We start from the raw sequence: 25,498 nt of genomic DNA, 5'->3' as shown, positions 1-25,498 counted from the left end.
TCGGATTCCCGTGGCCAGCCGGTGGGATTCGCTGCTCCGACTACAGTTGAACTTATGTCTGAGAACCTGAACCAAGGTCGCACAGCCGCATCTGGCGAACGCATGGTGCCTCACCGTGCGGGTAGGCTCCGCATCGGAATCATCTCCGCTGGCAGAGTAGGTGCGGCACTGGGATCTGGCCTGCGCGCCGCTGGCCACACCATCACGGGAGCGTATGCCTCCTCCGAGGCCAGTCGCGACCGCCTCGAAACTATGCTCCCCGGCATCCCGGCGATGCCTGTGCAGCAGATAATTGAGAACTCAGACCTCGTTCTCATTGCCATTCCCGACGACGAAATCGCTGGCCTTGCGGACGGAGCCGCCAAGCTAGGACTGTGGCGGCCCGGTCAACTCGTCATTCACGTGGCCGGCAGCCGCGGCACATCCATTCTGGCGCCCGCAGCAAAATCCGGTGCGCTCACCTTGGCCATCCATCCGGCGATGACGTTCACGGGTACGTCGCTAGACGTAGCGCGGCTCGTCGGCTGCCCCTTCGCTGTCACCGGCCCGGCAATGCTGCTCCCTATTGGTCAAGCGTTGGTGACGGAACTAGGTGGGCATCCCGTCGTCGTCGGCGAAGAAGATCGCGGTCTGTACCACGCGGCTTTGTCTCACGGAGCCAACCATCTTGTCACTCTTGTTGTCGAGGCAATGCGGATGCTTGAAGCTGTGGGTGTCGAGGATTCGGGTGCTTACCTAGCGCCGCTTCTCGAGGCATCGCTCGACGGAGCGTTGCGATCGGGAGAAGCGTTGCTCACAGGGCCTGTGGTGCGCGGTGATGTGGGGACGGTGGCGGAGCACGCTGCTGCGATCGATGCGCTCGCGGCCACAGGGGAATATGGGGACGTGCCGCCCGTGTACCGCGCACTTGCAACGGCAACTGCCCAGCGGGCACAAGAACGCAGGATTCTGCGCCCGGAACAGGCAGAAGCGATCCTCGCAGTACTCAAGCAATGACCAGATCGTTGGTACCTAAGCGAATCCTCGGTCAGTGACTAGTTGAACACCTCCGGGGGTGCCCACCGCCTAGGCCAACAAGTTACCGGACGGTAGGCTTGAGATGTGAAGTTGACGCAGACCAAAGAGGAACTCCGGAAGGCGTTGGGAGAGCTTGAGGGCTCCGTAGCGCTGGTCATGACGATGGGTGCGCTCCATGAGGGCCACCTGTCCTTGGTACGTGCGGCGCGCGCGAGCGCCCAGAACGTTGTTGTTTCGATTTTTGTCAATCCACTTCAGTTTGGCCCGGGCGAGGATTATGAGGCCTACCCACGCGACCTTGAAGCAGACATGGCATTGCTTGGCACGGTAGGTGTGGAGGTTGTGTTCGCGCCTGCGGCCGAGGAGCTGTATCCGCGTGAACCGCTCGTGCGGATTAATCCGGGTCCGGTCGCAGCTCTTTACGAAGGAAAGACGCGGCCAACACACTTCGCCGGGGTTTTGCAGGTAGTTAACAAGGTCCTCAACCTCGTGCACCCGGATGTGGCTTTCTTCGGACAGAAGGATGCCCAGCAACTGGCTCTCATCCGAACACTGGTTGCCGATCTGGACATACCGGTTGAGATTCGGTCAGTCCCGATCAAACGCGAGGAGTCCGGGCTGGCGTTGTCCTCGCGAAATGCCTATCTCAACGATGAAGAACGAATCGAAGCATTGGCGATCAGCCAAGCCCTCATTGTGGGGCGCGATGCGGCCGCCCGTGGGGGTGCGCCAGATTCGGTGCGCGCACTCGTCCAGCGGCACCTGGAGCAAGCTCCGGGTGTCACACTCGATTACCTCTCACTTGTGGATCCCGAAACCTTTGGAGAGATAGAATCCGGAACCGCGGCAACACGCGGCTTGCTCGTAACTGCCGCGTGGGTCGGGTCCACGCGACTCATCGACAACATGGAGGTGCTTTTCCATGAGTGACAATTACTCGGCAGCGCGGCTTCGCCGCATGATGACCGGAAAGATCCACCGCGTCACGGTAACCGGGGCTGATCTCAACTATGTTGGATCAGTGACGGTTGATGCCGACCTTCTTGACGCGGCTGACATTCTTGCCGGTCAAGAAGTGGACATCGTCGACGTGACGAATGGTGCGCGCCTAACCACGTACACTATCCCGGGTGAACGCGGTTCGGGCATCATTAACATTAATGGTGCAGCCGCCCACCTCATCAGCCAAGGTGACATCGCCATTCTCATCACGTACTCAATGCTTGATGAACTGACGGCGAGAACCTATGAACCCCACGTCGTGTTTGTGGATGAACACAACCACATCCTCGAGAGTTCGAACGAACCCGGACAGGTTCCCGATTCCCCTGATCTCATGTCTTCCGGAACCACGTTCTCCAGCTTCCGAGCAGGCGAATAGTCACTGTCTTGAGCCGGCGAACAATCGCCGTCTCGAGCAGGTGAATAGTCCCTACTGCGAGCGGGCGACCAATCGCTGAGCCTGTGGGCGCGCACAGCACACCTGTGCGCACCTTTTCTCTGACCTTTTTCGCCGGGTTATGGGCGAATGTCACGCCATTTCTTTTTTGGAACGCCGTGAAACACCGTTAGGCTTGTGGGGTGACTGATAACGTAACTTCCGCAGACGATACTCCCGAACAGATTCAGGTGCGTCTGGCCAAGCGCCAGAAGATGCTTGACGCGGGCATTGAGCCATACCCGGCAGAGTTGCCGGTGACTGCCACCATTGCGGAAGTTCGTGAGAAGTTCGAGGGCATTGAGCCCGGTGCTGAGCTCGTTGACGAACGCGTTGGCATCGCAGGCCGCATCATGCTCTCACGCACCGGCGGAAAGATCTGCTTCGCAACCATTCAGGACGGCGCGGGCACTCGCATCCAGATCATTCTCTCACTCGCAAACGTTGGTGAAGATGCGCTGGCTCGCTACAAGTCCGACGCCGACCTCGGCGACCACTTGTTTGTTGAAGGTTACGTAGGCGCCTCCAAGCGAGGCGAACTCTCCATCTTCGCAACCTCGTGGCAAATTGCTTCGAAGGCAATTCGTCCGCTTCCAAAGGTATACAAGAACGCTGATGGCAACGAGGTCTCCTTGTCCGAAGAGGCCCGGGTACGTTTGCGTCACCTTGACCTCATCATGCGTCCGGCTGCACGTGACATGGTTCGGTTGCGCGCTGGAGTCATGAAGTCGTTGCGGGCCAACTTTGATTCGCGCAGCTACATTGAGCTTGAGACACCGATGCTTCAGGTCATGCACGGCGGCGCTGCGGCGCGCCCTTTCAAGACTCACATCAATGCTTACGATGAAGATCTCTATTTGCGTATCGCAACTGAACTCCATCTCAAGCGCGCCGTGGTTGGCGGCGTTGATCGAGTCTTTGAGATCAACCGCAACTTCCGCAATGAAGGCGCAGATTCCACGCATTCCCCTGAGTTCACGGCGCTCGAGGCCTATCAGGCATATGGCACGTATGACACGATGGCGGAGCTGACTCAGAGCCTCATACAACAGGCGTGCCTCGATACCTTGGGTACCACTACGGTGACTTTGGCAGATGGGCAGGAATACGATCTGGGCGGCCAGTGGGCTGCGATCGATCTCTACGATTCTGTCTCGGAAGCTGTGGGCGAAGAAGTAACTGTTGAGACCTCGCGCGAACGCCTGGAGGCGCTTGCCGAAGCGCACGATATCGCAGTGGCGCCATTCTGGGTTAACGGGAAGATCGTGGAGGAAATCTTTGAGGAGTTGGTGGGCAGCAAGCTGTGGGCTCCGACTTTCGTTCGTGATTTCCCAGAGGACACCTCCCCGTTGACGCGCCCTCACCGCAGCAAGCCTGGTTTGACTGAGAAGTGGGATCTCTACGTGCGTGGCATGGAGCTGGGAACTGCTTACTCAGAACTGGCTGATCCGGTGATCCAACGCGAACGCCTGGTGGCTCAATCCCTTGAGGCAGCAAATGGTGATCCTGAGGCCATGCAGCTTGATGAGGAGTTCATTGAGGCGATGGAGCAAGGCTTCCCACCAACGGGTGGAATGGGCATGGGTATTGATCGTTTGTTGACGGCTATGACTGGTCTTGGAATCCGCGAGACGATCACGTTCCCATTCATCAAGCCACAAGGCAAGTGAGTTGTTGAGGGCGGTTCCAAGAACCGCCCTCAATCTCGTCTCACGTGGCGTTCGTCTGGTCGCAAGTGCCGTTCGTTTGGCGTGGCGAAGCGATGGTATGCCGCCTAGTGCCTGCCTACCGTGCGCGAGCCAAAAGGTTGGTCAGGGTCTCGTGGGCTTCCTCCCATGTGACAATTCGACAACCGTTCGCTTCTATCCGCCGGTACGTATCGGGCTCTGCAAAGAAATGAGAGATTCCGCGACGTATGAGGTTGATCGGAGGTTTGCGCCCCTCATCCAAATCGCGAGCCAGACGGAACCAGAAGGTCTGAGCGCGTGGGCGCTTCAGACAAATGGCGTCTGCCAAAATGCCCTCGCCGCGCACGTCACGCACAATTTCCGGTGCGAAGATACCTTCCACGAGGACAATTCTTGCGCCGTCCAACTCGACGTCGCGGACGCCGGTGCGCGAGTTTGTTGGAATATCGTAGATAGGAACCTCAGTGTGCCCCTCCGTGCACAACCGCACGAGAGCGGACAGCGCTCCCTCTCGATTCCACGTGAGAGGCGAATCCCAGTCCACCATCCCGTGGCGTTGGGGCATGCCCGGGTGGGTGCCCTCGAAGTAGAACTCATCGAGCGAAATAACGGGCAAACCCGATCGGGTGGTGAAGCGAGTTTTTCCGGTGCCTGAAGGGCCAGCAACCACCACAACTTTGGCGAGTGGCTGGCGCTCGGCAGGATTGATGTCGAAAAGCGGGTCCACGCGCAGCTCAGTACGCGTAGAGCTTTGTGGGCTGGCCAGCTACCTCAGCGCGCATATGGAACACTGCACCCGAGCCAGCAACATCAGCATTCTCCTTGGACGTAGTGACGAAGACGTCCTTGCCGTCTGCGCCGCCAAGCGTCACGGCAGTGACACCAGGGCAGGGGAGTTTCCACTGACCGAGGATTTCTGCTTGCGGGGAGTAGAGGCGAACAAGTCCAAGTCTGTTGATTGCGCACCACACATTGCCCTCTGAATCCACAGCAAGGCCATCTGGGCTGCCGCCGTCACCCTTGTGGAACAAACGTCGGTTGGAAAGGTTGCCGGCGGCGTCGACGTCGTACACATCGGTTTGCTTTGTGCCTGTGTCATTGTAATAGGCGAGCAAGCCATCGGCGGTGAACTCGATGCCATTGGATGTGGTGACGTGCTCTTCAATCACATCTATCTGCTGGCCCGCAATGCGGAACAGTTTGGCGCCCCCGGGGGTCTTGTCATATGGCATCCCTCCGGCGTAGAGGCGGCCCTGAGGGTCAATTCCACACTCATTCATTCGAACGTTCGGGTCAGACCACAGGGGTTCACTGTGTACGGGAATGCCGAACGGTGAATCGGATAGCGCAATCCCGCGCTCCACACCCACTACGTAACCGCCACTCGTGCGCGGACGCACAAATGCCGCGATCCTCGATCCGACCTCTAGACGGGACACAGCCCCGTCAGATCCGAGCGTGAGGAGTGCACCGGCGAGCATATCTACCCACCGAAGCCCTCCCCACGACTCGTGCCACACGGGGCCTTCGCCATGGAAGGCGACTTCATCAGTTATTTGTTCAAGACTCATCACTAACGATGATAACGCGCAACGTGCGTGGACCGTGTACACCATCTACCCGGACCAATTCGATGTCCGAGGTGGCAGATGGACCGGCAATCCACGTAGTTGGCGCAGTGGGGTTCTCACCCAAGATCGCAACTGCTTCTGGAACGGTGGCCTTGATATCCTTCGCGCGAAGCACAATGACGTGAGTATCAGGTACCAACGTGATCGCGCGGCGCCCTTGATCAGGTGAGCCGTCCAACATGATCGTTCCTGACAAGGAAACGGCTACGCGTGAACCTGTGACAACAGCATTGGTGGAATCCAGTTCGCCCTTGGAGAGTGCTGGTTCATCTATGCGCAGTTCGCGTCCGCGCCCCGCAGCTTCCTTCCATGATTCAGGAAGGCCCGCCGGAACTACCACGGATGCCTGATCCTGCAGAGCCGCATCGATGGCATCAGGGATTCCGTCCTCAGTGGAGTGGAACACGGTGGCAGTGTAATCGATAAGAGCTTGCTCCATCTCTTCAACTACGTCACCCTCAGCGCTCTTGCGGTACTCGCGGGGTATCGCAGGAACTTCGATTGGTCCAGCGGCCCGGATACGCCGCAGAATCTCATCCTTTGCGGAAGTAGCCATCACTTCTCTCCTTCACGATCGTTCCACCATTCCCGGAAACTCTGCGCCGGAGGAGCCGGAACGTCACGAACGAACGTCCAGTCCTTGGCGAGTGGAAGCGGAATATGGCCAATTCGGCGGCGGGGTCCGCCAATCACTCGAGCTGGGTGCAGCGCCTTACCAGCAACCTCCATAGCTTTTCCCTTACCCATGATCTTGGAGGTGGCGCCCATGCCCACGTCCCAGATGCTGGGAACTCCGCCGCGGTTCGCCTCGGTGTATCGATGGCGAAGGTGCACGAGGATCGTTGGGATATCGATCTTGACCGGGCAGGCGTCGTAGCACGCACCACACAGCGAAGACGCGAAGGGAAGTGTGGATGCCGGATCGTTGTGGTCAAACGAACCGAGAAGCTGTGGCGTGAGGATGGCACCGATCGGGCCAGGGTAGACCGAGTTGTACGCGTGCCCGCCCACGTGGCGGTACACGGGGCAGATGTTCATGCAAGCGCCGCAACGAATGCACTTGAGTGTCTCGCGCCCTACAGGATCGGCAAGCACGTCCGTACGGCCGTTGTCCATGAGGATGAGGTGGAACTCCTGAGGACCGTCTCCTGGCGTCACACCAGTCCAGAACGAGGTGTAGGGATTCATGCGCTCTCCCGTTGCAGAACGCGGCAGGAGCTGGCTGAACACCTCGATGTCCTCATAGCTGGGAACAAGTTTCTCAATGCCCATGATGGTGATGAGAGTCTCCGGAAGAGTCAGGCACATGCGGCCGTTGCCTTCCGACTCAAAGATCGCGAGCGTCCCAGATTCTGCGATGCCCATATTGGCACCGGAAATTGCCACCTTAGCTGAAAGGAACTTCTTTCGCAGATGGGCGCGAGCTGCCATCGCAAGTTCGCGAGGCTCGTTGCCCATGTTCTCTGGAGCATCGCCCATGCGTGCCTCAAAGATTGCCTTGACCTCGGCTCGGTTGCGATGAATCGCTGGAACCACAATGTGGGAAGGCATGTCATCAGCCAGTTGGACGATCATCTCCGCGAGGTCGGTCTCCCACGCTTGAACACCGCGCTCGGAAAGGTACTCGTTCAAGTTGATCTCCTGGGTGGCCATGGACTTAACCTTGACTACCTCGTCGACCTGCTTCTGCTTGATGATGGAGTACGCGATTTCGTTTGCTTCCTTGGCGTCACGCGCCCAGTGAACGATGCCTCCACGGGCGGTCACGTTCGCTTCGAACTGCTCGAGGAGTTCAGGCCATCGCGCCACAGTGTTGCGCTTGATGTTGGAACCGGCCTCGCGCAGGGCCTCCCAATCGGGCATCTCATCTACGCGAGTGTTGCGCTTTGTCCGGATCTTGTCCGTAGCGTAACCAAGGTTGCGCCGCATTTGGGTGTTCTGAAGGGTCTCCTTCGCTCCGTCGGGGAATCTTTGCCCCCACCGGAGTGGATCTTCGGGTTGCTCGTGACCGGGGTACCAACCCAGTTCAGAGGCTTCGATATCCTTTTCGGCCCAATCCCTAATCTTTAGCTTCTTGGCGAGATTCTCAATGGTGGAAGTCATGATTATCCAACCTTCGTTGTGGTTGCGGGGGCGGTCCACGGTTCTTCCTTGGTTCCGGCAAGGACTTCCGCGAGGTGCATGGAACGGACTCCGGAGCGGGTCCGGCTAAGTCCACCACCGATGTTCATGAGGCACGAGTAGTCGCCCGCGACCACTATTTCTGCCCCGGTTGAGACAATGTTGGCCATCTTGTCTGAAAGCATCGCTGCAGAAGTCTCAGGATTCTTCAGCGAGAACGTTCCGCCGAACCCGCAGCAGACGTCAGCCTCCGGCAGCGGAACGAAATCCAGCCCGTCTACATGGTTGAGCAGCCGGATAGGTGTATCGCCTATGCGTGCAATGCGCAGAGAATGGCACGTGGTGTGATAGGTGACGCGATGTGGGAAATATGCGCCAACATCTTCGAGTCCAAGCACATTGACGAGGAGTTCAGGAAGATCGTAGGTCTTCTTCGCGAGTTCAGCGGCGTAGGCGGCAACTTGCTCCTCACCCTGATCACGTGCAACCAGTTCTGCCTGATGGCGCAGGGAGCCAGTGCAGGAACCCGACGGAACCACAATGGCATCCCATTCGCCGTCCAGAACGGGCGCAAACGTCTTCACGTGATTGCGGATCAGCGGCATCGCCTCAGGGTAATACCCGGTGTTCGTGTGCATCTGACCGCAGCACCCTTGATCCTCGGGGAAGACCACTTCGTGGCCCAGCCTCTCCAAGAGGTGCACAGTTGCCTCCGCCGCCTGCGGGAACATGACGTCGGAGATACATGTGGCAAATAGTGCGATTCTCAACGGTGTCTCCTTTCTTAAGAAACAATGATGAAGCCGAGTACTCCGCGCGAGGCGAGGAATACGATGATGCCGAGTATCACTACCAACATCACAGAATATGGAAGGGCCTTGCGCAACAGGGTTGATTCGGAGCCGGGTTCCTTGATTGCTGAAGCAGCAATCGCGAGGTTCTGCGGGCTGATGATCTTGCCGATTCCGCCGCCAATCTCATTTGCGGCGAGCAGAAGCTGCGGGCTGAGGTGGGCCTGGCCGGCTGCCACTGCCTGCAGGTTTGCAAACAGTGCTGCTGCTGAGGTGGCCGATCCGGTAACCGCAGTTCCAATCCAACCGAGCACGGGAGCAAGGAATGCGAAGGCTGCGCCAGTGGCGGCGAGCCATGTGCCAATAGCAACGGTCTGGCCAGAGAAGTTCATAACGTAGGCAAGGGCCATGATCGAGCAGATCGTGAGGATGGTGATTCGCAGATCGTATGCCGTCTTAATCAAAGTACGGATTCCACGAGCGAAAGAGAAGGCGAATCGCCCTCCCGACGACGTCGTCCCGTAGGCTACCGAAACGATGAGTCCCGTTATGAGCAACATCGTTCCGGGTGAGGAAAGCCACTGGAAGTTGAAGATCGTGGAGGTGGATGCGGTGACTGTTCCGTCCGCCGCGACGGAGGCAAGATTTCCGTCCAAACCGGGCCAGTGAATCTTGATGTCCGTGGAAGAAAGCCAGGCCGGGATATCAATTCCGAGGGTCCACAGCTTCGCGATGCCGAAGATGACTACAACAAGCCAGTAGGGCAAGAGTCCGAGCGTGACTCGGGAAGCGGTCATGCCGGAAGAATTGGCAACTGAATGCTGCTCTTCGGGAGTAGCAGGCCGCCAAAAGTTGAGAAGAATGGCGAGCAACACGAAGGAAATCAACGAGGCGAACACCGCGGTGAGCTGATAGGGCAAGAAGGTGGAACCGATGACATGGCCGAACGCCATGCCGAAGCCGGCCACAATGGCCGCAGGCCACGCCTGACGCACGCCGCGGGCGCCGTCGACAATGGCCAGAAGAACCACGGGAATCCACACGAGGAAGAATGGCGTAATGCGGCCCATCGTGCCAGCCACGAGGTTGGCATCTACGCCGCCAAGCTGGCCCGCCGTGGTGACAGGAATCGCCATGGCTCCGAACCCAACGTTGAGGGCGTTGCCCACCATGGTCGCCAGAGCGGCCTTGATGGGTGGAATACCAATGGCAAGGAGCATGGCGCAGGCGATCGCAACAGGTGCTCCAAAACCCGCGAGCCCTTCCAGAAGTCCGCAGAAACAGAAACCTATGAGCAGTACCTGGATCCGCTTGTCTCCTTTGCCGACCATGGCAAACACAGCGCGAACATCCTCTGAGCGCCCGGAGCGTTCGGTGAGGTTGTACAGCCACACGGCCATGATGACGATATAGAGGATGGGGAAGAGCCCGAAAGCAATTCCTTGGGTTCCGGAAAGCAACGCCAAATGGGCGGGCATCTTGAAACCAAAGATGGCGACCACAAGGGCGGCGGCGAGTGAGCTCAGCGCGCACCAGTGAGTGGGAACGCGGAACACGCCCAGAAGCACAAAGAACAAAATGAGCGGAACAAGAGCCAGTAACGCAGTGAGCACGAGACTAGAACCGACCGTCGTCGTTGACGGAATAAAGGCAGCAGCAGTTGCCATATCGCTTCTCCTCCTTTGGAGATCGATCACGGGCAAGCCGGACGATGGCGCGAAGGGTTGGTGTTGGGAAAACGAGCCCCCACCGAGACGTGGTGAATTGTTTGTTCCGAACGGATCAAACAACGGCCCTTCGTCCTAGCACAAGGCTACCCTTGGCACGATAGCACCAAGGGTAGCCTTATGAGATATGCAAGAAATGCTGCGCGTAAAAGCTCAGCAACCCAATGTGTCTACAGCGTCACATCCTCATCAACCCAGTCAAGGGTCTTAGTAACGGCCTTCTTCCACTGGCGCAGCTGGCGATCGCGCTCGTCAGCATCCATGTTGGGCGACCAGCGCTTGGCTTCCGCCCAGTTGTTTGTAACGTCCTGTTCACCGTCCCAGAATCCGACTGCGATGCCTGCGGCGTATGCCGCACCCAACGCTGTGGTCTCTGCCACGACGGGCAGCACCACTTCGGTATCCAAGATGTCTGCCTGGAACTGCATAAGGAGGTTGTTGGCAGTCATGCCACCGTCCACACGCAGCTCTTCAAGCTGGACGCCCGAATCGGCTTCCATTGCATCGAGAACCTCACGAGTCTGGAACGCGGTTGCCTCGAGAGCTGCGCGAGCAATGTGTGCCTTCGTGTTGTACCGAGTCATACCCACGATTGCTCCACGAGCGTCGCCACGCCAGTGTGGTGCGAAAAGACCGGAGAACGCTGGGACGAAGTACACGCCGCCATTGTCATCCACGCTTGCTGCAAGAGACTCCACGTCGGGGGAAGTTGCCACAATCTCCAGGTTGTCACGCAGCCACTGGATGAGCGATCCGGTCACGGCAATAGAACCTTCGAGTGCGTACTTGGTTGGCTGATCGCCAATCTTGTAGCACACCGTAGTGATCAGGCCGTTCTCAGACATCTGCGCGTTTTCGCCGGTGTTCATCAGCATGAAGCAGCCAGTGCCGTAGGTGTTCTTGGCCATTCCAGGTTGGAAGCATGCCTGGCCAAAGGTGGCAGCCTGCTGATCGCCGAGGTCTCCGGCAATCGGGACACCCGGAAGCAGGCCCGACTCACGGCCGTACCCATAGACCTCAGAAGAGGACTTGATCTCTGGGAGCAGTGACATAGGGATACCCGCGATCTCGCAGATGTCCTCGCGCCACTGAAGCGTTTGCAGATCCATGAGCATGGTGCGCGAAGCATTTGTCACGTCGGTGATATGAAGGCCACCGTCCACACCACCCGTCATGTTCCAGATAAGCCACGAATCCGGGTTACCGAATGCGAGCTCGCCGCGTTCGGCGCGCTCGCGAACTCCTGGCACATTCTCCAGAATCCACATGATCTTCGTGAGTGATGCGTAGGTGGAGAGAGTCTCGCCAACAATCGGACGGAACTTGTCGGGTCCGCCGTCGGCCGCCAAACGGTCCACGATGTCCTGCGAACGCGTGTCCTGCCAGACGATGGCGTTGTAGACGGGCTCACCGGTTGTACGATCCCAAATGATGGTGGTCTCACGCTGGTTGGTAATACCAACGGCAACAACTTCGTGATGGTTGGACTGGGCTTGGGAGAGCGCGATGCCAACGGTCTGGCGCACGTTGTCCCAGATCTCAACCGCGTTGTGCTCAACCCAGCCAGCGTGCGGGAAGATCTGCTCGTGTTCGAGCTGACCCGATGCTACTGAGTGTCCGGTGTGATCAAAGAGGATGGTGCGGGACGACGTCGTCCCTTGGTCGATTGCCAGAACGTACTTCTTTTCAGCCATTGTCGACTGATCCTTTCGTTGTGATGAGGGGTTTCAGAGTTCCGTCGCTTTGCGATGATTCCGATTAGCCGATCATCGGAGGAATGATGAGCGCGGCGATTGCTGCGCCGATGAGTGGGCCAACCACGGGAACCCATGAGTAGCTCCAATCAGAGGAGCCCTTGTGAGGGATTGGCAGGATGGCATGCGCAATGCGTGGTCCGAGATCACGAGCTGGGTTGATGGCGTATCCGGTAGGCCCACCGAGCGAGGCGCCGATCGCGACGATGACCAGTGCGACTGCCAGCGGTCCGATCTCTGTTGGGCTGTTGCCTGAGACAAGAACAAACGCGATCAGCACGAAGGTACCGATGGCCTCAGTTGCGACGTTCCATCCGTATGAACGAACCGAAGGACCGGTTGAGAAGGTGCCAAGAATGGCTGCTGGGTCTTCTGTCTCATCAAACTGCTTCTTGAAAGCAACCCATGCGAGGATGGCGCCAACGATGGCACCTATGAGCTGAGCCACGATATACACGGCTACGTTGCCCACTGTGGCAGGTACGCCGGTCGCTAGGTCATTACCAGCAATGACCTGAGCTATCGTAACTGCGGGATTGAGGTGGCCGCCTGTGCGCCACGCGGCGTAAACGCCAACGAACACGGCCAGGCCCCACCCAAAGTTGATGAGCAGCCAGCCGCCGCCCTTACCCTTTGACTTGTTGAGGTTGACCGTTGCACATACGCCAGCACCGAGCAGGATCAGCAGTGCTGTTCCGGTGAACTCGGAGAGGAATATCTGGCCCATTGTGGGAGTGTCCATGTTCCGTCCTTATTGGATTAGGGGTGTTGGGATATAGAGGTGCAGTTCACCCCTTCAACAACGTCGTCGAGGGGATGACCTGCGGATTTAGGCCGAAGCCAATGTGCTTAGCTGGCCGTCTTTGGCCAGACCAAGCGCAGCATGGATGAGCTGAATCGGATGAATGACTTCAGCTCCTGAACCCTTGCGGATCTGCCACCGGCAGGTCTCCGTTTCGCATGCCGCAAGGTTCGGATTGGTGTCTTTGATCATGTCGAAGAGTGGTTGCCCCACCTTCTGAGCGATCGCATACTTTTCTTTCTTGAGACCATAGGTTCCAGCGATGCCGCAGCAGGCTTGGCCTGATTCGGTTACGGTGACGCCAGGAATTGACTCCATGAGCTCAATAGCTGGCTTGCCAATGCCTTGGGACTTCACCTGACAGGGCTGGTGATATGGGATAGAGAGATTCATCGGCCGGAGTGCCTCAATGGGGAACTCACCATTGTGAATGAGTTCGACCATGAACTCCGATGTCTCGACAGTTCGTGCAGCGACATCCAGAAGGGCCGGGTCATCGACCCCCATGATCTCGTGTGCCTCATGTCGTATCATACCTGCGCATGAACCTGAGGACGATACAATCGTAAGCTGTTTGCCTGCGCTTCTCAGTTGGTTCGCCAGCTTGACAACTAACTTCTCTGCGCCGTCAAACAGGCCATTTGACTGCTGAGCCAGTCCACAGCAACCTTGCTTTGGAACGATCACATCGTAGCCCAGATACTCGAGCACTTCGACGGTTGCTTTTGAGGTTTCCACTTCGAAGTAGCCACCCGCGCAACCGTGGAAGAAGACGATGGAGCCCCGGCTCGGGCCTATCGCTTTGATGTGTTCCTTGCGACGCTTGAACCAGCCTTGGAAGCTCTGGGAGTTAGCCTTTGGCATGGGGGCGTCTTCGTGAACACCTACGACGGCCTGTATGACCTTCCGGATCGGCTTCTGGCCGAGCGCCCAGTTGGCTACGGGCGCCACGGGGGTCATAACGCGGCCTTCGAGTTCGGTCTGGGTCATGAGGCGGTCACGCACCGGCATGTTATCAGCCTTCATAACTGCACGAGCTTGGCCGTTGATCTCGGCAATCTTCACGCCTTGTGGGCATACTGTGGTGCAGATGCCGCAGCCCGAACAGTAGTCCATTGAGTAGTCAACCGATTCTCCGTTGCGGAATCGCTCTGCCTGCGGACCAACATACTTCGGTCCAGGGAACAAGGGGGTCACTGCGGCAACTGGGCATTGCGTCTCGCAGATCGTACACTTCACGCACTGGTCGAGACTCGCCCTTGCCATGGAAGCCTTGGCAAATTCGATGCTCATGAATCACTCCTGAGAATTGCGTTAATTGCTTGCGCGGCGCTGCCGAGCGCAATGCCTTCGCCGGACTTCTCGTGGGCGCGCTGCGCGCCGGAAAGTAGCCCACCTACTGCATGTAGATTCTCAAAGACAGGTTTGCCCTCTGTGTCCACTGGCCGCATCGCAGAGTCAACCTTCAGGCCCGCGGCGAAGAGCGGTTGCTGGCTGCCCCAATAATCGCCATTGAGGATCTCCTCTTCAGCGAACACAGGTAAGCCAAAGACTGTTTCAGATAGAACTCGATGGGAATCAAGAAGGATTGCTCCCGATTCGATGCCACCTCCTGCGTAGACCACATGGTCTGCTGGAATGACCTTCACAGAGCCAGCCACTTGGACCTTGACTGCGCTGATTCTTCCATCAGCAGCGGTGAATCCAACAGCCTTCGAGTTCAGATGCATCCGAATCCGAGCCTCTGCGCACGCTTGGCGTGCCAGCTCGTTCATTTCCAATCCTGGAATGGACGGTGGTGGCAGCGGAATCTGAAACACCGGGTGGCCAGCGGCCTGCTGAATGCGCTCAAAGTCTGCTTCGTGGACGACCGCTGGAATACCGATGCGTTCGCCCTCGCGCGCCGCCTGAGCAAGCGCTCTCCCCAGATCTTCAGCAGCTCCAGGCAGAGCCAATGAGCGTGAGAACGCGAGCGCGGTATCTCCCTGTGCAGTCAACGTCACGGTGTGAGAACGAGCGTTAACGCCCTGATTGGCCAGGTTTTCTGCTGCCAATGCGGGATAGAAATCCTTGAGTCCGCTGAATCCCACCAGAAGGTAAGAAGCGCCGTCTTCAATGCGCCCGGCCGCCATGGAGTGGGGGTAAAGGCCAGTGCGGCGCAGTGATCCCAGTGCTGTTGGGAACACGGTGGATTCCTCCACGCTGCCATCTAGGGGAACGATCTTTCTAAAGGCTGATACACCTTCGTTGATCGATTCAGGCGTAATGGTCCGGTAAGGATGGTTCTCCGGAAGCGCTGCAATAGCGTTGAGAGGTTCGGGCGCGTCGAAGATATCAAGGGTTCCTTGGCCAAGCTGCAGCCCACCAAAACCCACCGTGATGACCGTGACGTCTGCGCCAGCTTCCTTTGCCATGAGCGCTGCGGTCAATCCTGAGATGCCGGCACCGATAATGACGGTTCTCATGCTTGGCCTCCTTCGGCCGGGAAACGAGTGGCAGAGGCAAGTTCAGACCCCAAAGGAAGCTCTGTAACAGGCAAATCTTCAAGGTCGAGTGTGCCCTTGTAGATCCACTCGTCAAGGGCAGCTTCGCGGGCCTGTGCACCATGCAGGATTGGGTACAAGCCGCCCCAGCGGTTCTTCATGAACAGCCTGAGAAGCTCCGTGCTCTGTGCGGCGCTCCAGTGGCCCTGTTCGTGGGCAATGCCCGCGGTGCGCGAGGCGCAGAAGCCCCCTTGGCAGGGGCCCATTCCGATGCGCAGCTGGCGGCGCAGATCGTCGAAGGTTGCTGTGGGTTGTTTCTCCAACAACTCCGTAATCATCGACTTTGTGACAAGTTCACATTCACAGACGATTGGATCGGGATCCGGATTTCCGTGGTGTGACTTCTTCATCTGCTCCACTTCGGCGAACCGATGGGTGACCACGTATGTGTGGCCGGTGGCCACGGGTTCGTCGGCGGTGTGGCACTCGCGAACCTCTCCTAGCTCCTCGCAGATGGCGTCAACAACGCGTGAGGCCATTAAGCGGTATGTGGTGAGCTTGCCACCGGCCACAGTGATGAGGCCCTGTACGTCATGTTTGACCACGCTCATGTTGCGTGACATATGGCGGGTATCGTCGGCGCTCACCCGCTTGTCCTGGAGAAGCGGGCGGGCGCCTGCCCACACATGCAGAGCGCGGGCGTCTCGGAAACCGGGAAGGAGTGCTTCACCGGCGTCGAACATCTTTTGAACTTCGTTCTGCTCGATGTCGAGATGGTCGGGATCAGTGGCCTTAACATCTGTGGTGCCGATAATCGAGACAGTGTGAACGGGGACGATGATGTCGCCGTCGGCGGGGTATACGCATCGGTTGATCACGCTGTTTACCAGGCGGTGGTTCATGGCGATCATGATGCCGCGGCCGGGGACTACATGGACGTCATGCTCACCTGCCATGGCGGCAATATGACCTGCCCACGGACCAGCGGCGTTCACCACGAACTGGCATTCGATGTGAACGGATTCGCCGGTCTTCTCGGAATAGCACACCACGCCGGTAACGTGGCCGTCGGTGACTTCGATGTCTGTGACGCGGTGATAGGTGAGGACGCGGCCACCGTGTTCCACAGCGTTGTCTGCCGCACCCCACACCATGCGCCATCCGTCTACCGTGCCATCGAGTACCTCAAAGGCGCGGGTGCTGCGCGGATTCAGACGTGGTTCGCGGCGCAGTGCTTCACGAATGGAGATCTCCGATGTGGGGACGCCGGTTTCGGCTGCGCCCTTCACGAACCGTTCCGGGTACTCTTCGTCGTCGCCCTCAAGCGCAACAAAAAGACCTCCGGTGGTTTCTACCGCATCGGGGTGAATCCTCGTGAGGATGGCGTTTTCTTCCGCGCATTCCGTCGCTGAGTGAGGGTCGGATACGACGTAGCGCCCACCGGAGTGGAGCAGCCCGTGGTAACGGCCTGTTGTTCCTTGACCAAGATCGACGCGTTCGACAAGCATGGTTGAGAAACCGCGCATTGCGGCATCGCGGAGGATGCCTACGCCGGTTGCACCGCCACCTATGACGACCACATCGCAGTTGAGCTTCGTTGCTGACACGTCCTTAACTGTAAACGTGTGGTGAGGCTAACGTTGACATGAGCAAATACGTGCATACGTGCACTACACTGATGGGAAAGTGTGCAAGATTGGATGTGTGGTGGATAGTTCAGAACGGCGCCGATTGGCGTACGAAGCAGCCCTTTTGTACTACATGGAAGACCAAACCATGGAGGCTATTGCGAACAGGATGGGGTTGTCTCGCTCCACAGTTTCGCGATTGGTCGCCTCAGCTCGTGAGGAGGGTCTTGTCCGTATCACCTTGCACGCTCCGCAAGAACCGGCGGCGACGACGGCGTCGCGGCTGGGGGCCATGTACGGGATCAACATCACCATCGTTCCCGTGACTAATCCAACCAGCGAACTCAGACGTTTGGAGCGGGTGGCGGCCATGGCTGGGGCGATGGTTTCCGAACTCGTGACAGATGGAACAACGATTGGTGTCGCTTGGGGAACCACGCTTTCCGCAGTCTCAGAGAGGTTAGTTCCCAAGCACCTAGAGCGGTCCACGGTGGTGCAACTTAATGGCGCCGCAAACCCCGCCACAACGGGGATTCCGTTTGTCGGAGAGCTGTTGGGGAACTTCTCGCGAGCCTACGATGCCAAAGTCATGAACTTCCCCGTTCCTGCGTTCTTTGATTACGCAACCACGCGTGCCGCCTTGTGGCGCGAACGCTCGATTTCGGCAGTGCGCGAGGTCGGGCGAAGCGTCGACGTGGCAGTGTTCGGCGTGGGCGCATTTGCCTCGCCAGTGGCATCTCATGTGTATGCTTCCGGATACCTGAGCAACGAGGAAGTCTTGCAGCTGCGCAAGGACGGCGTGGTGGGCGATTGCTGTACCGTACTTGTTCGCTCGGATGGAAGTTATGCAGACATAGAGATCAACTCTCGCGCTTCTGGCCCAACACCTGACGAACTCAAGAAGATTCCACGCCGCGTGTGTGTGGTTGCTGGTACTGCCAAGGTACCCGCGCTTATTGGGGTGTTGAACTCTGGAGCCGTCACCGATCTCATCATTGACGACGAATGCGCCGCGCGCACCCTTGAAGAAAGTGAACGCCAGTGGCGTGCTTCTGAGTCAGGTGCTGGAATAGGTCAGTGACCATTCAGCTTCGACCGGCAAAACCATCTGATGTTCGTAACCTCGCTTCGCTCATAGAACCCTACGCTGCTCGGCGCATCCTCATTTCCAAGGAACTCATCAGTTACTTTGAGGACGTCCAAGAGTTCACTGTGGCAGCTGATGGAGATCGGCTGGTGGGGTGCGGCGCTCTTCACGTCTTGTGGGATGACATCGCTGAGGTGCGGACTCTGGCTGTTTCGGGTGAGGTGCTCGGGACGGGTGTGGGCCACCAACTTCTTACGCGGCTTGAGGCCCGCGCGCGCGAGATGGGCCTCAAGAGGCTCTTCTGCCTGACCTTCGAGGTTGATTTCTTCACGCGTCACGGATTCCGCGTTATTGAGGGAACTCCCGTTGGAACCGACGTCTATCAGGAGCTTCTTCGTTCGCACGACGACGGCGTCGCCGAATTCCTGGACCTCGCTAAGGTCAAGCCGAACACGCTCGGAAACACGCGAATGTTGAAGGAACTCTATTAGGCCGTTGGAGTATTGAGAGGTTGCCGCGTGGGGGATGGAGAGGTTGACGCGGGTGGCTTTGCCCCTCATTCTTTCGAAGCTATCTCCGCCACGTGCGTGCTGATCATGTACGTGGCGATTGGCCCTTGTAGGCCAACGATTGCCACCAGAACTGTCTGTAGTGCGGAAGCGTCCCCGTTGATGAGGATGGCAGCCACAATAACGGCCACACCAGAGACAATTGCCGTCAAGGTGAGTACCTGCGACACGCGGGTGTAGGTGGGAACCCACGTGCGCGGATCAGATCGCAGTGCACAGAAGATGAGGTAACCAGCGCTCACCAGTAGGAGCACGCCGGGGACCAGCAAGATGATGGCAAGTCCACTGAACGTTCCGGTGCCATCCATCCACACCATGAGGGTTCCCAGAACCCCAAGTGCGAGCGCACCGAGAGCCATCGCAATACCCATGCGTGCAAGTCGTTGCATCTGGAGTGTTGGATTCATGGCTTCATTCTATGGGCAATTGGATTCCGCCTGGCGTTGCGGCTGCGAGGCCGTCAGCTAGGAGAGTTGTTAAGGCAGGTTCGAAGCGCACTTCGGGTAGGCCGGAACGCTCGCGCAGTTCCTCCACGCCGATGGGCGCATGCGCTGTTCGCAGAACTCGCATCACCTTTCCCCGAGCCTGGCGATGGGTGCCCTCGAATGCCTGCACTTTGCGTGGGGTTGCCGCCTCTGGCTTGCCTAACTTTAGCCACGCACAGTGCGGGGCGATTGGGCACTGTTCGCAGCGTGGATTGCGTGCAGTGCAGATGAGTGCCCCGAGTTCCATAATCGCCGCATTCCACTGGGAGGCAGCCTCACCGTCGTCCGGAACGAGGTGGGAGGCCCTTTCAACTTCCCACGCTTTGAGAGACGTAGGTGGTGCCGCTTCGCCGTAGATTCGTGCGAGCACTCGGCGCACGTTCACGTCCAGCACGGTAGTGCGCTCGCGGTAGGCGAATGCGATGATGGCGTCCGCTGTGTATGGCCCAATTCCGGGAAGCGAAAGAAGATCTTCTCGCGACCGGGGAAGCGTACCGTCCCATTTTTCGACGACGACGCCAGCGCATTCCTGTAGTCGCAGCGCCCGGCGAGGATATCCAAGCGTTCCCCACGCGATTATGACGTGTGCTGGGGAGGCCTCAGCGAGTGCCGTAGGATCGGGCCACCGTGCCATCCATTCCTCCCAAGCAGGCAACACCCGGGCAATGGGAGTCTGTTGACTCATGACCTCACACACGAGAATGGCCCACGGATCGGTCCCTGGGTCTCGCCACGGAAGTTGCCGGGCCGAGGTGTTGTACCAACTCATGAGCAGATTCTGCATCTCAACAGTCTGCCTCACGGCTCGGGAGTGAGGCCACCAGGGAGTGCAATAGAGCAGGAGATCAGCTCAAGCGAGTATTCAGCTGTGGTGCGATCCCAGATGGTACGGTGACCGCGTGAGAGAGTCCAAGGATCCCGCCAAGAATCGGCCCGGCACTGCCAAGAAGCCCACTAGAGCGTCCGATGCACAGAGAGAATCTGGCGGCGCTTCCGAAAAGCGGGTTGCTGGGACTGGCCAGGTTGGAACAACTGGAACGGTGCCTCGGAAGCAACCGCAGCGCAAGGTCACTCGGAACGCTGGTAGCACCTCTCAGACGGCAGGTAACCCGCGGGTCAAGCGCACGGATTCTGCGCATGGTGGAAGCGGCAGGCCAGCCAAGGTGAGGAAAGACTCCGCTGGTAGCCCCCGCAAGAGCCCAGAACGGCGGGCCGCAACGTCTACTACTCGCGCCGCCGCGGCCGACAACAGGGTGCAAGGCTCACGGCTCAAGCGCGCTGAGGAACGCAGAGTCCGTGCAGTGAAGGCTCGCCGCCGCAAGATTGGATTGATCTCCGCGGGGCTCTTAGTGGCAGTCATTTGTGTGGTCCTCGTGGGCAAGTTCGTGATTGGGCAGCTGCAGGATCGAAGTACTGCCACGGTTGTGAGTCCTACCTCGCAGTACACCCCTGTGGCCTGCACGTCATCTGACCTCGACGTGGCAATTGCGGTGACTGATTCGGTTGTGGCCGGTGGAGCTGCAAACTTCACCGTCACGCTCCATAACACATCTACCCAAAACCCGTGTTACATCGATGTTGGGTGGGGGAACATGACGGTCGGGGTCACGTCTGGATCTGCGGCGCTGGCATCAACTGCTGATTGCCAGAGTGGATCCGAGAGTAGTTTGAGGCTTCTGGATAGGGACATGGAAACCACTGTCTCCGTGCAGTGGAATGGTGGAATCGGCACGGGGTGTGTGGACGCGGCAACTAATCCATCGCAAGCAGGAACATACCAGGCCGCGCTGACCTTTGATGATTCGGATGCCACGGCAACCACCACGTTCCACGTCAACTGACGTGTGAGATCTGGGTGTTGCCGTGAACCCGCTAGCCCTACCGGTACTCGAGTGATCCGGTATTTGCTCACGTACTCCGATACTTTGCCGCAGCAGTCAGTTCAACGTTCCCAAGGGGAGCGCTGAGTTCCGGTGGACACTTTGAACGGTGAACGAGTCAGTTCAACGTGTCCAAAGGCAGAACGGCTTTCATCGCCGTGACGATGTCGCTGCAGGGGTGCACCACCATTCCCTCAGGTACCTTGAGGCCTTCGGTCTGTGGCGGAACGATGGCTGTGGTAAAGCCGAGCCTGCGCGCTTCGGCGAGGCGTTGCTGTAAGCCTGTGACAGGGCGGAGTTCGCCTGTCAGGGAGACCTCACCGATCGCAATGACGGCCGGGGCGAGCGGCAGGTCCAACTGCGCAGAGGCGAGGGCTAGCGCCACCGCGGCATCCGAAGCAGGCTCCTGAGCGCGCGCACCGCCCACGGTAGAGACGAAGATGTCCTTCCGATCCAGTTCAAATCCCAAACGTGACTGCAGCACCGCCACGGTCATGGCCACCCGGGAGGAATCAACGCCGCTTGTTGTGCGATGGGGAGAACCAGATGCCTGCACGATGAGGCCTTGGACTTCCACGGGCATGGGACGCCTGCCCTCAAGTGTCATAGTGGCGCAGGTGCCCGGAACGGTCACGTTCCGGGCAGAGAGGAACAAGCCGGAGGGGTCCGGAAGCCCTACGATCCCGGCATCAACCATTTCAAAGCAGCCGACTTCATCCGTTGGCCCGTACCTGTTCTTAACTGCGCGGACCATACGCAGAGGGGAATGCCGATCGCCTTCGAATTGGCAGACAACATCCACGAGGTGTTCCAGTACGCGAGGGCCGGCAATCGAACCATCCTTGGTTACGTGGCCAACCAATAGCACGGGTACTGAGCGGGACTTGGCAGCTGAGACTAGTGCCGCCGCCACTGCGCGCACCTGCGCCGTTCCACCCGCTATCCCGTCAACCGTTGAATCCGCGATGGTCTGAACAGAATCGATCACAACGAGGCTGGGATCGGTTCGCTGGATATGGCCTACGACCCGGGAAAGATCCGATTCCGCAGTCAGGTGCAAGTGTGGATGCATTGCCCCGATACGTTCGGCGCGCAGCCGCACCTGCGATGCCGATTCCTCGCCGGTCACGTAAAGAACCGGTGCCTGGCCGGACTCTTGCGCTTGTTCTGCTGCCTGAGCAGCCACGGCGAGCAGCAGTGTTGATTTGCCCACCCCGGGTTCACCTGCCATCAGCACCACAGCACCTGGAACTAGCCCGCCGCCCAACACCCGATCTAGCTCATCTACGCCAGTGGGGCGCTTGTGTGAGGCTGTGGTTGAAACCTCCGTGATGGGTTGGGCCGGACTGTGCGGTGCAAGTGCTACTGGCGCCCGGCTTTCACCTTCCTCAAGGCTTCCCCACGCTTGGCACTGCGGGCAGCGGCCCACCCACTTGCTGGTGGTCCATCCGCATTCTGTGCAACTGAAGGTGATCGCAGGCGCCTTGGGACTCATATCTCAAGCATAGAGTGCGTCACCGACACATAATCCGGCTCGCCCCCTGTTGCGCGCACGCACTGCGCGCACGCACTGAACCTGTGTATTAGACCCGCGCCGAACTCACGCCGAACCCACGCACTGCACCCGTGTATTAGACCCGCGCCAAACCCACGTTGAACCCACGCGCTGCACTTACCTGTTCGCGAAGCTCTCCAAGAGTTCCGAATCCCCAGAGACGATGATGATGTCCTCTGGCCCAACCCTGGTTTGGGGCGTGGTGTATTCGAACGGCTGGCCAGGTGCCTTCACACCGATGATGGTGACACCGAATCTCTCCCGAATCCTCGATTCACCTATCGTGAAGCCTTGGATATCCCGCGGAGGATGCATCTTGATGATGGAGAAGCCATCTTCCATCTCGATGTAGTCGAGCATCTTTCCCGTCACCATGTGCGCGACTCGGGCACCGGCGTCGAACTCCGGATAAACAACGTGGTCCGCACCAATACGCCGCAAGATTCGGCCATGGGAACGCGAGATCGCCTTTGCCCAAATCTGCTTCATTCCCAGATCAACTAGGTTAGCTGTCACCAGAACAGAGGACTCAAGTGCGGTTCCCACCCCAACCACCGCCACGGAAAACTCGCGTGCACCGGCTTGCTCAAGCGCGTCGACATTTGTGCCATCGGCTTCGACAATTCTGAATCGGTGAGACCAGCGTTGTGCGACGTCAGGATCCTTCTCGATTGCCATTACCTCGCGGCCGAGGTCGTCCAGCGTAGATGCGATCGCGGAACCGAACCGTCCGAGTCCAACTACTAGAACGGCGCCGTCGTCGATTTGCTTAGCCATGGGTCCTACCTTAATGGCGAAAAGAGTGAGATATGAGTGTCATGATGGTGCGGTTCAGCAGCTGTTAGCCCACAGTGGGGCGCTCCTCGGGTAGCCGAATGACTCGCCGACGCGAGCGCAACGCCAACGCGGCAGCCAGCGACATCGTTCCGGTGCGTCCGGCAAACATCAAAACGGAGAGGATAACCTTGGCGCTCGCGGGAAGGTCAGGGGTGATTCCAGTGGAGAGGCCGCACGTAGCGAACGCCGAGATCGCCTCAAAGAGCACATCGGAAAGCGGCAGATTAGTGAGCTGAAGCAGGGCGATAGTGCCAGCGCCCACCATTGTTGCTCCCAGGAAAGTTACCGCGATAGCCAGACGCAGCACGTCCGGTGGGACCCTGCGCCCGAACGCCTCTGTATCGCGATCGCCTCGCGCTTCGGCGATGATGGCCAGCACCAACACCGCCAACGTGGTGATCTTGATACCGCCGGCAGCAGATGCGGATCCACCGCCGATGAACATGAGGGCGTCCATGACGAACAACGAGGATTCGTCCATAGAACCGATGTTGATTGTGGCCAAACCAGAGGAGCGTGAACTGATCGATTGAGTAAGCGCGGCGTTGACCTTGTCAATCGTAGACAGCGATCCGAGAGTTGCGTTGTTCCCGAACTCAAAGACAAAGAGAACCACGGCGCCGACGACGAGGAGTACCAGATAGGTGACCAAGCTGATTTTCGTCGTGAGATTCCATTTGTCGGCGCGGTTCTTGTTGCGGGCGATGTCGAGGATCACGGGGAATCCGATGGCCCCCACAATGGTCCCCAGCATGATGGGCAGCGTCAGAGTCCAATCGCCCACATGGGGAGCAAGACCCTCAGGCATGATGACAAATCCGCCGTTGTTGAAGATGGAGGCAGACATGAAGAAGGAGTGCCACGCAGCCTTGAGGAGCGGTTCTCCCTCCTTCAAGAAGAAGGGAGTGAGCGCCACAAACAAGATGGATTGGACGGACAAGGAAACCACGAACACGGCGCGGACCAGAGAACCTACTTCTCCTAACCCTGAATGGGTTTCTCCCGCCGCAAGGAATCGGCGCGTCAGTCCGATATGCCGGGAGACTGCCATACCCAAGATCGATGCAAGAGTCATGACCCCGAGCCCGCCTACCATCATCGCGATAGCGATGAAGAATTGACCTATCGGTGACCAATACGTGGCGGTATCCACTGTTACGAGGCCAGTGACACATACGGCTGATGTGGCAGTGAAGAACGAATCGACTAGCGGTGCGCGGTCGCCGCTCGATGTTGCGATAGGCAATTGGAGGAGCGAGGTGAACACAATAATGATGATCGCGAACACCGCGAGGGCTAAGCGCGACGGCGAATCGCGGGCGATTCGATCGGTCCGATCGCGTGCTCGTTGCCAGAGGCCGATAGCCATCGGCGTGGTCGCCTCCACTTTGGCGATGGGATGTTCTTGCGCCACTCAACGCCTCCTGACATCTGGTGCTATGGGCACCACAATCCAGACTAGCGTGTTGCCACGGATAGTCTTGTGTCTAGCGAGGCAAAGTCATGTATCGTAACCTTGTTGCCATTCAATTGAATGGCTGTGGCTTTTTGGCTTAATCAGGACGGATAGATGGCACAGTCTCAGCGCTCAGCGCCGCAGTTCTACACCGTGGCCGAGGTAGCCGAGTTGACTCGCGTCTCCCGCATGACGGTATACCGCATGGTTCACTCTGGTGACCTGCCCGCTGTCCGCGTCGGAAACTCGTATCGTGTCCCGAAACCCGCTGTTGATGAGCTACTTGGATCCTTTGAGTATCCAGATGAGGCACAAGCTGCGGGCGAATAAGCCCACACATCGGCAGGTTCTCGCGGGACCCGCGAAGAATGTAGGATGTTCACTGTTCTATGCCAAGGTAACAAGACCTTGATTTTACGTCCGGAGGTTGCTCGTGGGTTCCGTTATTAAGAAGCGTCGCAAGCGCATGTCGAAGAAGAAGCATCGCAAGCTCCTTCGCAAGACTCGTCATCAGCGTCGCAACAAGAAGTGACGGCTAGGGCTCGGATT

At 58.4% G+C, this 25,498-nt stretch carries 25 protein-coding genes; 9 read left to right on the top strand and 16 right to left on the bottom strand.

The window, feature by feature from the left end; translation table 11 throughout:
• Nucleotides 1-54 precede the first annotated feature (54 nt).
• The 4 genes from H2O17_RS09910 (at nt 55) to lysS (ending at nt 4,125) form a co-directional block, all read left to right on the top strand.
• Nucleotides 55-996 (top strand): Rossmann-like and DUF2520 domain-containing protein, encoded by a 942-nt coding sequence (locus H2O17_RS09910; RefSeq protein ID WP_182049521.1) that lies wholly within the window; start codon nt 55-57, stop codon nt 994-996.
• Nucleotides 997-1,101: 105 nt separating this feature from the next.
• A complete protein-coding gene (gene panC / locus H2O17_RS09905; protein WP_182049520.1) occupies nt 1,102-1,947 on the top strand; it encodes a pantoate--beta-alanine ligase in 846 nt (281 codons plus the stop codon).
• Nucleotides 1,940-2,398, top strand: a complete 459-nt coding sequence (gene panD, locus H2O17_RS09900; protein ID WP_246311234.1) for an aspartate 1-decarboxylase — start codon at nt 1,940-1,942, stop codon at nt 2,396-2,398. The genes panC and panD overlap by 8 nt, the downstream gene beginning before the upstream one ends.
• 200 nt (nt 2,399-2,598) lie before the next feature.
• The gene (gene lysS / locus H2O17_RS09895; protein WP_182049519.1) at nt 2,599-4,125 is read left to right on the top strand and encodes a lysine--tRNA ligase; all 1,527 of its coding nucleotides are present in this window, start codon (nt 2,599-2,601) and stop codon (nt 4,123-4,125) included.
• A 115-nt stretch (nt 4,126-4,240) separates the two neighbouring features.
• Here the strand turns inward: lysS and H2O17_RS09890 are convergent, their stop codons facing one another.
• The 11 genes from H2O17_RS09890 to glpA form a co-directional block, all read right to left on the bottom strand.
• Nucleotides 4,241-4,870 (bottom strand): uridine kinase family protein, encoded by a 630-nt coding sequence (locus H2O17_RS09890; protein WP_246311232.1) that lies wholly within the window; start codon nt 4,868-4,870, stop codon nt 4,241-4,243.
• Nucleotides 4,871-4,877: 7 nt separating this feature from the next.
• Complete coding sequence (locus H2O17_RS09885; RefSeq protein ID WP_182049518.1) at nt 4,878-5,714, bottom strand: SMP-30/gluconolactonase/LRE family protein; 837 nt, start codon at nt 5,712-5,714, stop codon at nt 4,878-4,880.
• Complete coding sequence (locus H2O17_RS09880) at nt 5,704-6,330, bottom strand: LutC/YkgG family protein (RefSeq protein ID WP_182049517.1); 627 nt, start codon at nt 6,328-6,330, stop codon at nt 5,704-5,706. Before H2O17_RS09880 ends, H2O17_RS09885 begins: the two co-directional genes overlap by 11 nt.
• Nucleotides 6,330-7,877 carry a LutB/LldF family L-lactate oxidation iron-sulfur protein gene (locus tag H2O17_RS09875; RefSeq protein ID WP_182049516.1) on the bottom strand — a complete coding sequence of 516 codons (1,548 nt, stop codon included), beginning with the start codon at nt 7,875-7,877 and terminating at the stop codon, nt 6,330-6,332. Before H2O17_RS09875 ends, H2O17_RS09880 begins: the two co-directional genes overlap by 1 nt.
• A 2-nt stretch (nt 7,878-7,879) precedes the next feature.
• Nucleotides 7,880-8,665: a (Fe-S)-binding protein gene (locus tag H2O17_RS09870; protein ID WP_182049515.1), complete on the bottom strand. Its 786-nt coding sequence runs from the start codon at nt 8,663-8,665 to the stop codon at nt 7,880-7,882.
• Nucleotides 8,666-8,679: 14 nt separating this feature from the next.
• Nucleotides 8,680-10,353 (bottom strand): L-lactate permease, encoded by a 1,674-nt coding sequence (locus H2O17_RS09865; protein WP_182049514.1) that lies wholly within the window; start codon nt 10,351-10,353, stop codon nt 8,680-8,682.
• A 230-nt stretch (nt 10,354-10,583) separates the two neighbouring features.
• Nucleotides 10,584-12,107 (bottom strand): glycerol kinase GlpK, encoded by a 1,524-nt coding sequence (gene glpK, locus H2O17_RS09860; RefSeq protein WP_182049513.1) that lies wholly within the window; start codon nt 12,105-12,107, stop codon nt 10,584-10,586.
• A 64-nt stretch (nt 12,108-12,171) separates the two neighbouring features.
• Nucleotides 12,172-12,909: an MIP/aquaporin family protein gene (locus H2O17_RS09855; protein ID WP_220456758.1), complete on the bottom strand. Its 738-nt coding sequence runs from the start codon at nt 12,907-12,909 to the stop codon at nt 12,172-12,174.
• Nucleotides 12,910-12,996: 87 nt separating this feature from the next.
• On the bottom strand, nt 12,997-14,262 hold the full coding sequence (locus tag H2O17_RS09850; RefSeq protein WP_182049512.1) for an anaerobic glycerol-3-phosphate dehydrogenase subunit C: 1,266 nt from the start codon (nt 14,260-14,262) through the stop codon (nt 12,997-12,999).
• Entirely contained in the window at nt 14,259-15,434 is a 1,176-nt protein-coding gene (glpB, locus tag H2O17_RS09845; protein WP_182049511.1) for a glycerol-3-phosphate dehydrogenase subunit GlpB, read from the bottom strand. The genes H2O17_RS09850 and glpB overlap by 4 nt, the downstream gene beginning before the upstream one ends.
• The gene (gene glpA, locus H2O17_RS09840; protein WP_182049510.1) at nt 15,431-17,059 is read right to left on the bottom strand and encodes an anaerobic glycerol-3-phosphate dehydrogenase subunit GlpA; all 1,629 of its coding nucleotides are present in this window, start codon (nt 17,057-17,059) and stop codon (nt 15,431-15,433) included. The genes glpB and glpA overlap by 4 nt, the downstream gene beginning before the upstream one ends.
• Nucleotides 17,060-17,156: 97 nt before the next feature.
• Between glpA and H2O17_RS09835 the strand changes: the two genes are divergently transcribed.
• Together H2O17_RS09835 and H2O17_RS09830 are read left to right on the top strand one after the other, a co-directional pair.
• Nucleotides 17,157-18,161 (top strand): sugar-binding transcriptional regulator, encoded by a 1,005-nt coding sequence (locus H2O17_RS09835; RefSeq protein ID WP_246311231.1) that lies wholly within the window; start codon nt 17,157-17,159, stop codon nt 18,159-18,161.
• Nucleotides 18,158-18,658 carry an amino-acid N-acetyltransferase gene (locus H2O17_RS09830; RefSeq protein WP_182049509.1) on the top strand — a complete coding sequence of 167 codons (501 nt, stop codon included), beginning with the start codon at nt 18,158-18,160 and terminating at the stop codon, nt 18,656-18,658. Before H2O17_RS09835 ends, H2O17_RS09830 begins: the two co-directional genes overlap by 4 nt.
• Before the next feature lie 65 nt (nt 18,659-18,723).
• Here the strand turns inward: H2O17_RS09830 and H2O17_RS09825 are convergent, their stop codons facing one another.
• Nucleotides 18,724-19,143: a hypothetical protein gene (locus H2O17_RS09825; RefSeq protein WP_182049508.1), complete on the bottom strand. Its 420-nt coding sequence runs from the start codon at nt 19,141-19,143 to the stop codon at nt 18,724-18,726.
• A 4-nt stretch (nt 19,144-19,147) separates the two neighbouring features.
• Entirely contained in the window at nt 19,148-19,990 is an 843-nt protein-coding gene (locus tag H2O17_RS09820; protein ID WP_246311230.1) for an HhH-GPD family protein, read from the bottom strand.
• A 130-nt stretch (nt 19,991-20,120) separates the two neighbouring features.
• On the opposite strand from H2O17_RS09820, the gene H2O17_RS09815 reads away from it, so the two are divergent.
• Nucleotides 20,121-21,062: a hypothetical protein gene (locus H2O17_RS09815; RefSeq protein WP_182049506.1), complete on the top strand. Its 942-nt coding sequence runs from the start codon at nt 20,121-20,123 to the stop codon at nt 21,060-21,062.
• 157 nt (nt 21,063-21,219) lie between these two features.
• Here the strand turns inward: H2O17_RS09815 and radA are convergent, their stop codons facing one another.
• The 3 genes from radA to H2O17_RS09800 form a co-directional block, all read right to left on the bottom strand.
• On the bottom strand, nt 21,220-22,596 hold the full coding sequence (gene radA / locus H2O17_RS09810; protein WP_182049505.1) for a DNA repair protein RadA: 1,377 nt from the start codon (nt 22,594-22,596) through the stop codon (nt 21,220-21,222).
• Nucleotides 22,597-22,773: 177 nt separating this feature from the next.
• Nucleotides 22,774-23,433 carry a potassium channel family protein gene (locus tag H2O17_RS09805; protein WP_182049504.1) on the bottom strand — a complete coding sequence of 220 codons (660 nt, stop codon included), beginning with the start codon at nt 23,431-23,433 and terminating at the stop codon, nt 22,774-22,776.
• Between the two features lie 64 nt (nt 23,434-23,497).
• The gene (locus H2O17_RS09800) at nt 23,498-24,907 is read right to left on the bottom strand and encodes a TrkH family potassium uptake protein (protein ID WP_246311229.1); all 1,410 of its coding nucleotides are present in this window, start codon (nt 24,905-24,907) and stop codon (nt 23,498-23,500) included.
• Nucleotides 24,908-25,063: 156 nt separating this feature from the next.
• Between H2O17_RS09800 and H2O17_RS09795 the strand changes: the two genes are divergently transcribed.
• Nucleotides 25,064-25,279, top strand: a complete 216-nt coding sequence (locus H2O17_RS09795) for a helix-turn-helix domain-containing protein (protein WP_182049503.1) — start codon at nt 25,064-25,066, stop codon at nt 25,277-25,279.
• 103 nt (nt 25,280-25,382) lie between these two features.
• Nucleotides 25,383-25,481, top strand: a complete 99-nt coding sequence (locus tag H2O17_RS09790) for a 30S ribosomal protein bS22 (protein ID WP_005504750.1) — start codon at nt 25,383-25,385, stop codon at nt 25,479-25,481.
• Nucleotides 25,482-25,498: the final 17 nt, after the last annotated feature.

This window comes from Changpingibacter yushuensis, assembly GCF_014041995.1.
Taxonomy (GTDB): domain Bacteria; phylum Actinomycetota; class Actinomycetes; order Actinomycetales; family Actinomycetaceae; genus Changpingibacter; species Changpingibacter yushuensis.
This window is presented reverse-complemented; position numbering and strand designations above follow the sequence as displayed.

Coding starts and splice junctions, on each gene's coding strand:
- H2O17_RS09910 (WP_182049521.1), top strand. CDS start 55: ATGTCTGAGAACCTGAACCAAGGTCGCACAGCCGCATCTGGCGAACGC.
- panD (WP_246311234.1), top strand. CDS start 1,940: ATGAGTGACAATTACTCGGCAGCGCGGCTTCGCCGCATGATGACCGGA.
- H2O17_RS09885 (WP_182049518.1), bottom strand. CDS start 5,714: ATGAGTCTTGAACAAATAACTGATGAAGTCGCCTTCCATGGCGAAGGC.
- H2O17_RS09880 (WP_182049517.1), bottom strand. CDS start 6,330: ATGGCTACTTCCGCAAAGGATGAGATTCTGCGGCGTATCCGGGCCGCT.
- H2O17_RS09875 (WP_182049516.1), bottom strand. CDS start 7,877: ATGACTTCCACCATTGAGAATCTCGCCAAGAAGCTAAAGATTAGGGAT.
- H2O17_RS09865 (WP_182049514.1), bottom strand. CDS start 10,353: ATGGCAACTGCTGCTGCCTTTATTCCGTCAACGACGACGGTCGGTTCT.
- glpK (WP_182049513.1), bottom strand. CDS start 12,107: ATGGCTGAAAAGAAGTACGTTCTGGCAATCGACCAAGGGACGACGTCG.
- H2O17_RS09855 (WP_220456758.1), bottom strand. CDS start 12,909: ATGGACACTCCCACAATGGGCCAGATATTCCTCTCCGAGTTCACCGGA.
- H2O17_RS09850 (WP_182049512.1), bottom strand. CDS start 14,262: ATGAGCATCGAATTTGCCAAGGCTTCCATGGCAAGGGCGAGTCTCGAC.
- glpB (WP_182049511.1), bottom strand. CDS start 15,434: ATGAGAACCGTCATTATCGGTGCCGGCATCTCAGGATTGACCGCAGCG.
- H2O17_RS09825 (WP_182049508.1), bottom strand. CDS start 19,143: ATGAATCCAACACTCCAGATGCAACGACTTGCACGCATGGGTATTGCG.
- H2O17_RS09820 (WP_246311230.1), bottom strand. CDS start 19,990: ATGAGTTGGTACAACACCTCGGCCCGGCAACTTCCGTGGCGAGACCCA.
- radA (WP_182049505.1), bottom strand. CDS start 22,596: ATGAGTCCCAAGGCGCCTGCGATCACCTTCAGTTGCACAGAATGCGGA.
- H2O17_RS09805 (WP_182049504.1), bottom strand. CDS start 23,433: ATGGCTAAGCAAATCGACGACGGCGCCGTTCTAGTAGTTGGACTCGGA.
- H2O17_RS09795 (WP_182049503.1), top strand. CDS start 25,064: ATGGCACAGTCTCAGCGCTCAGCGCCGCAGTTCTACACCGTGGCCGAG.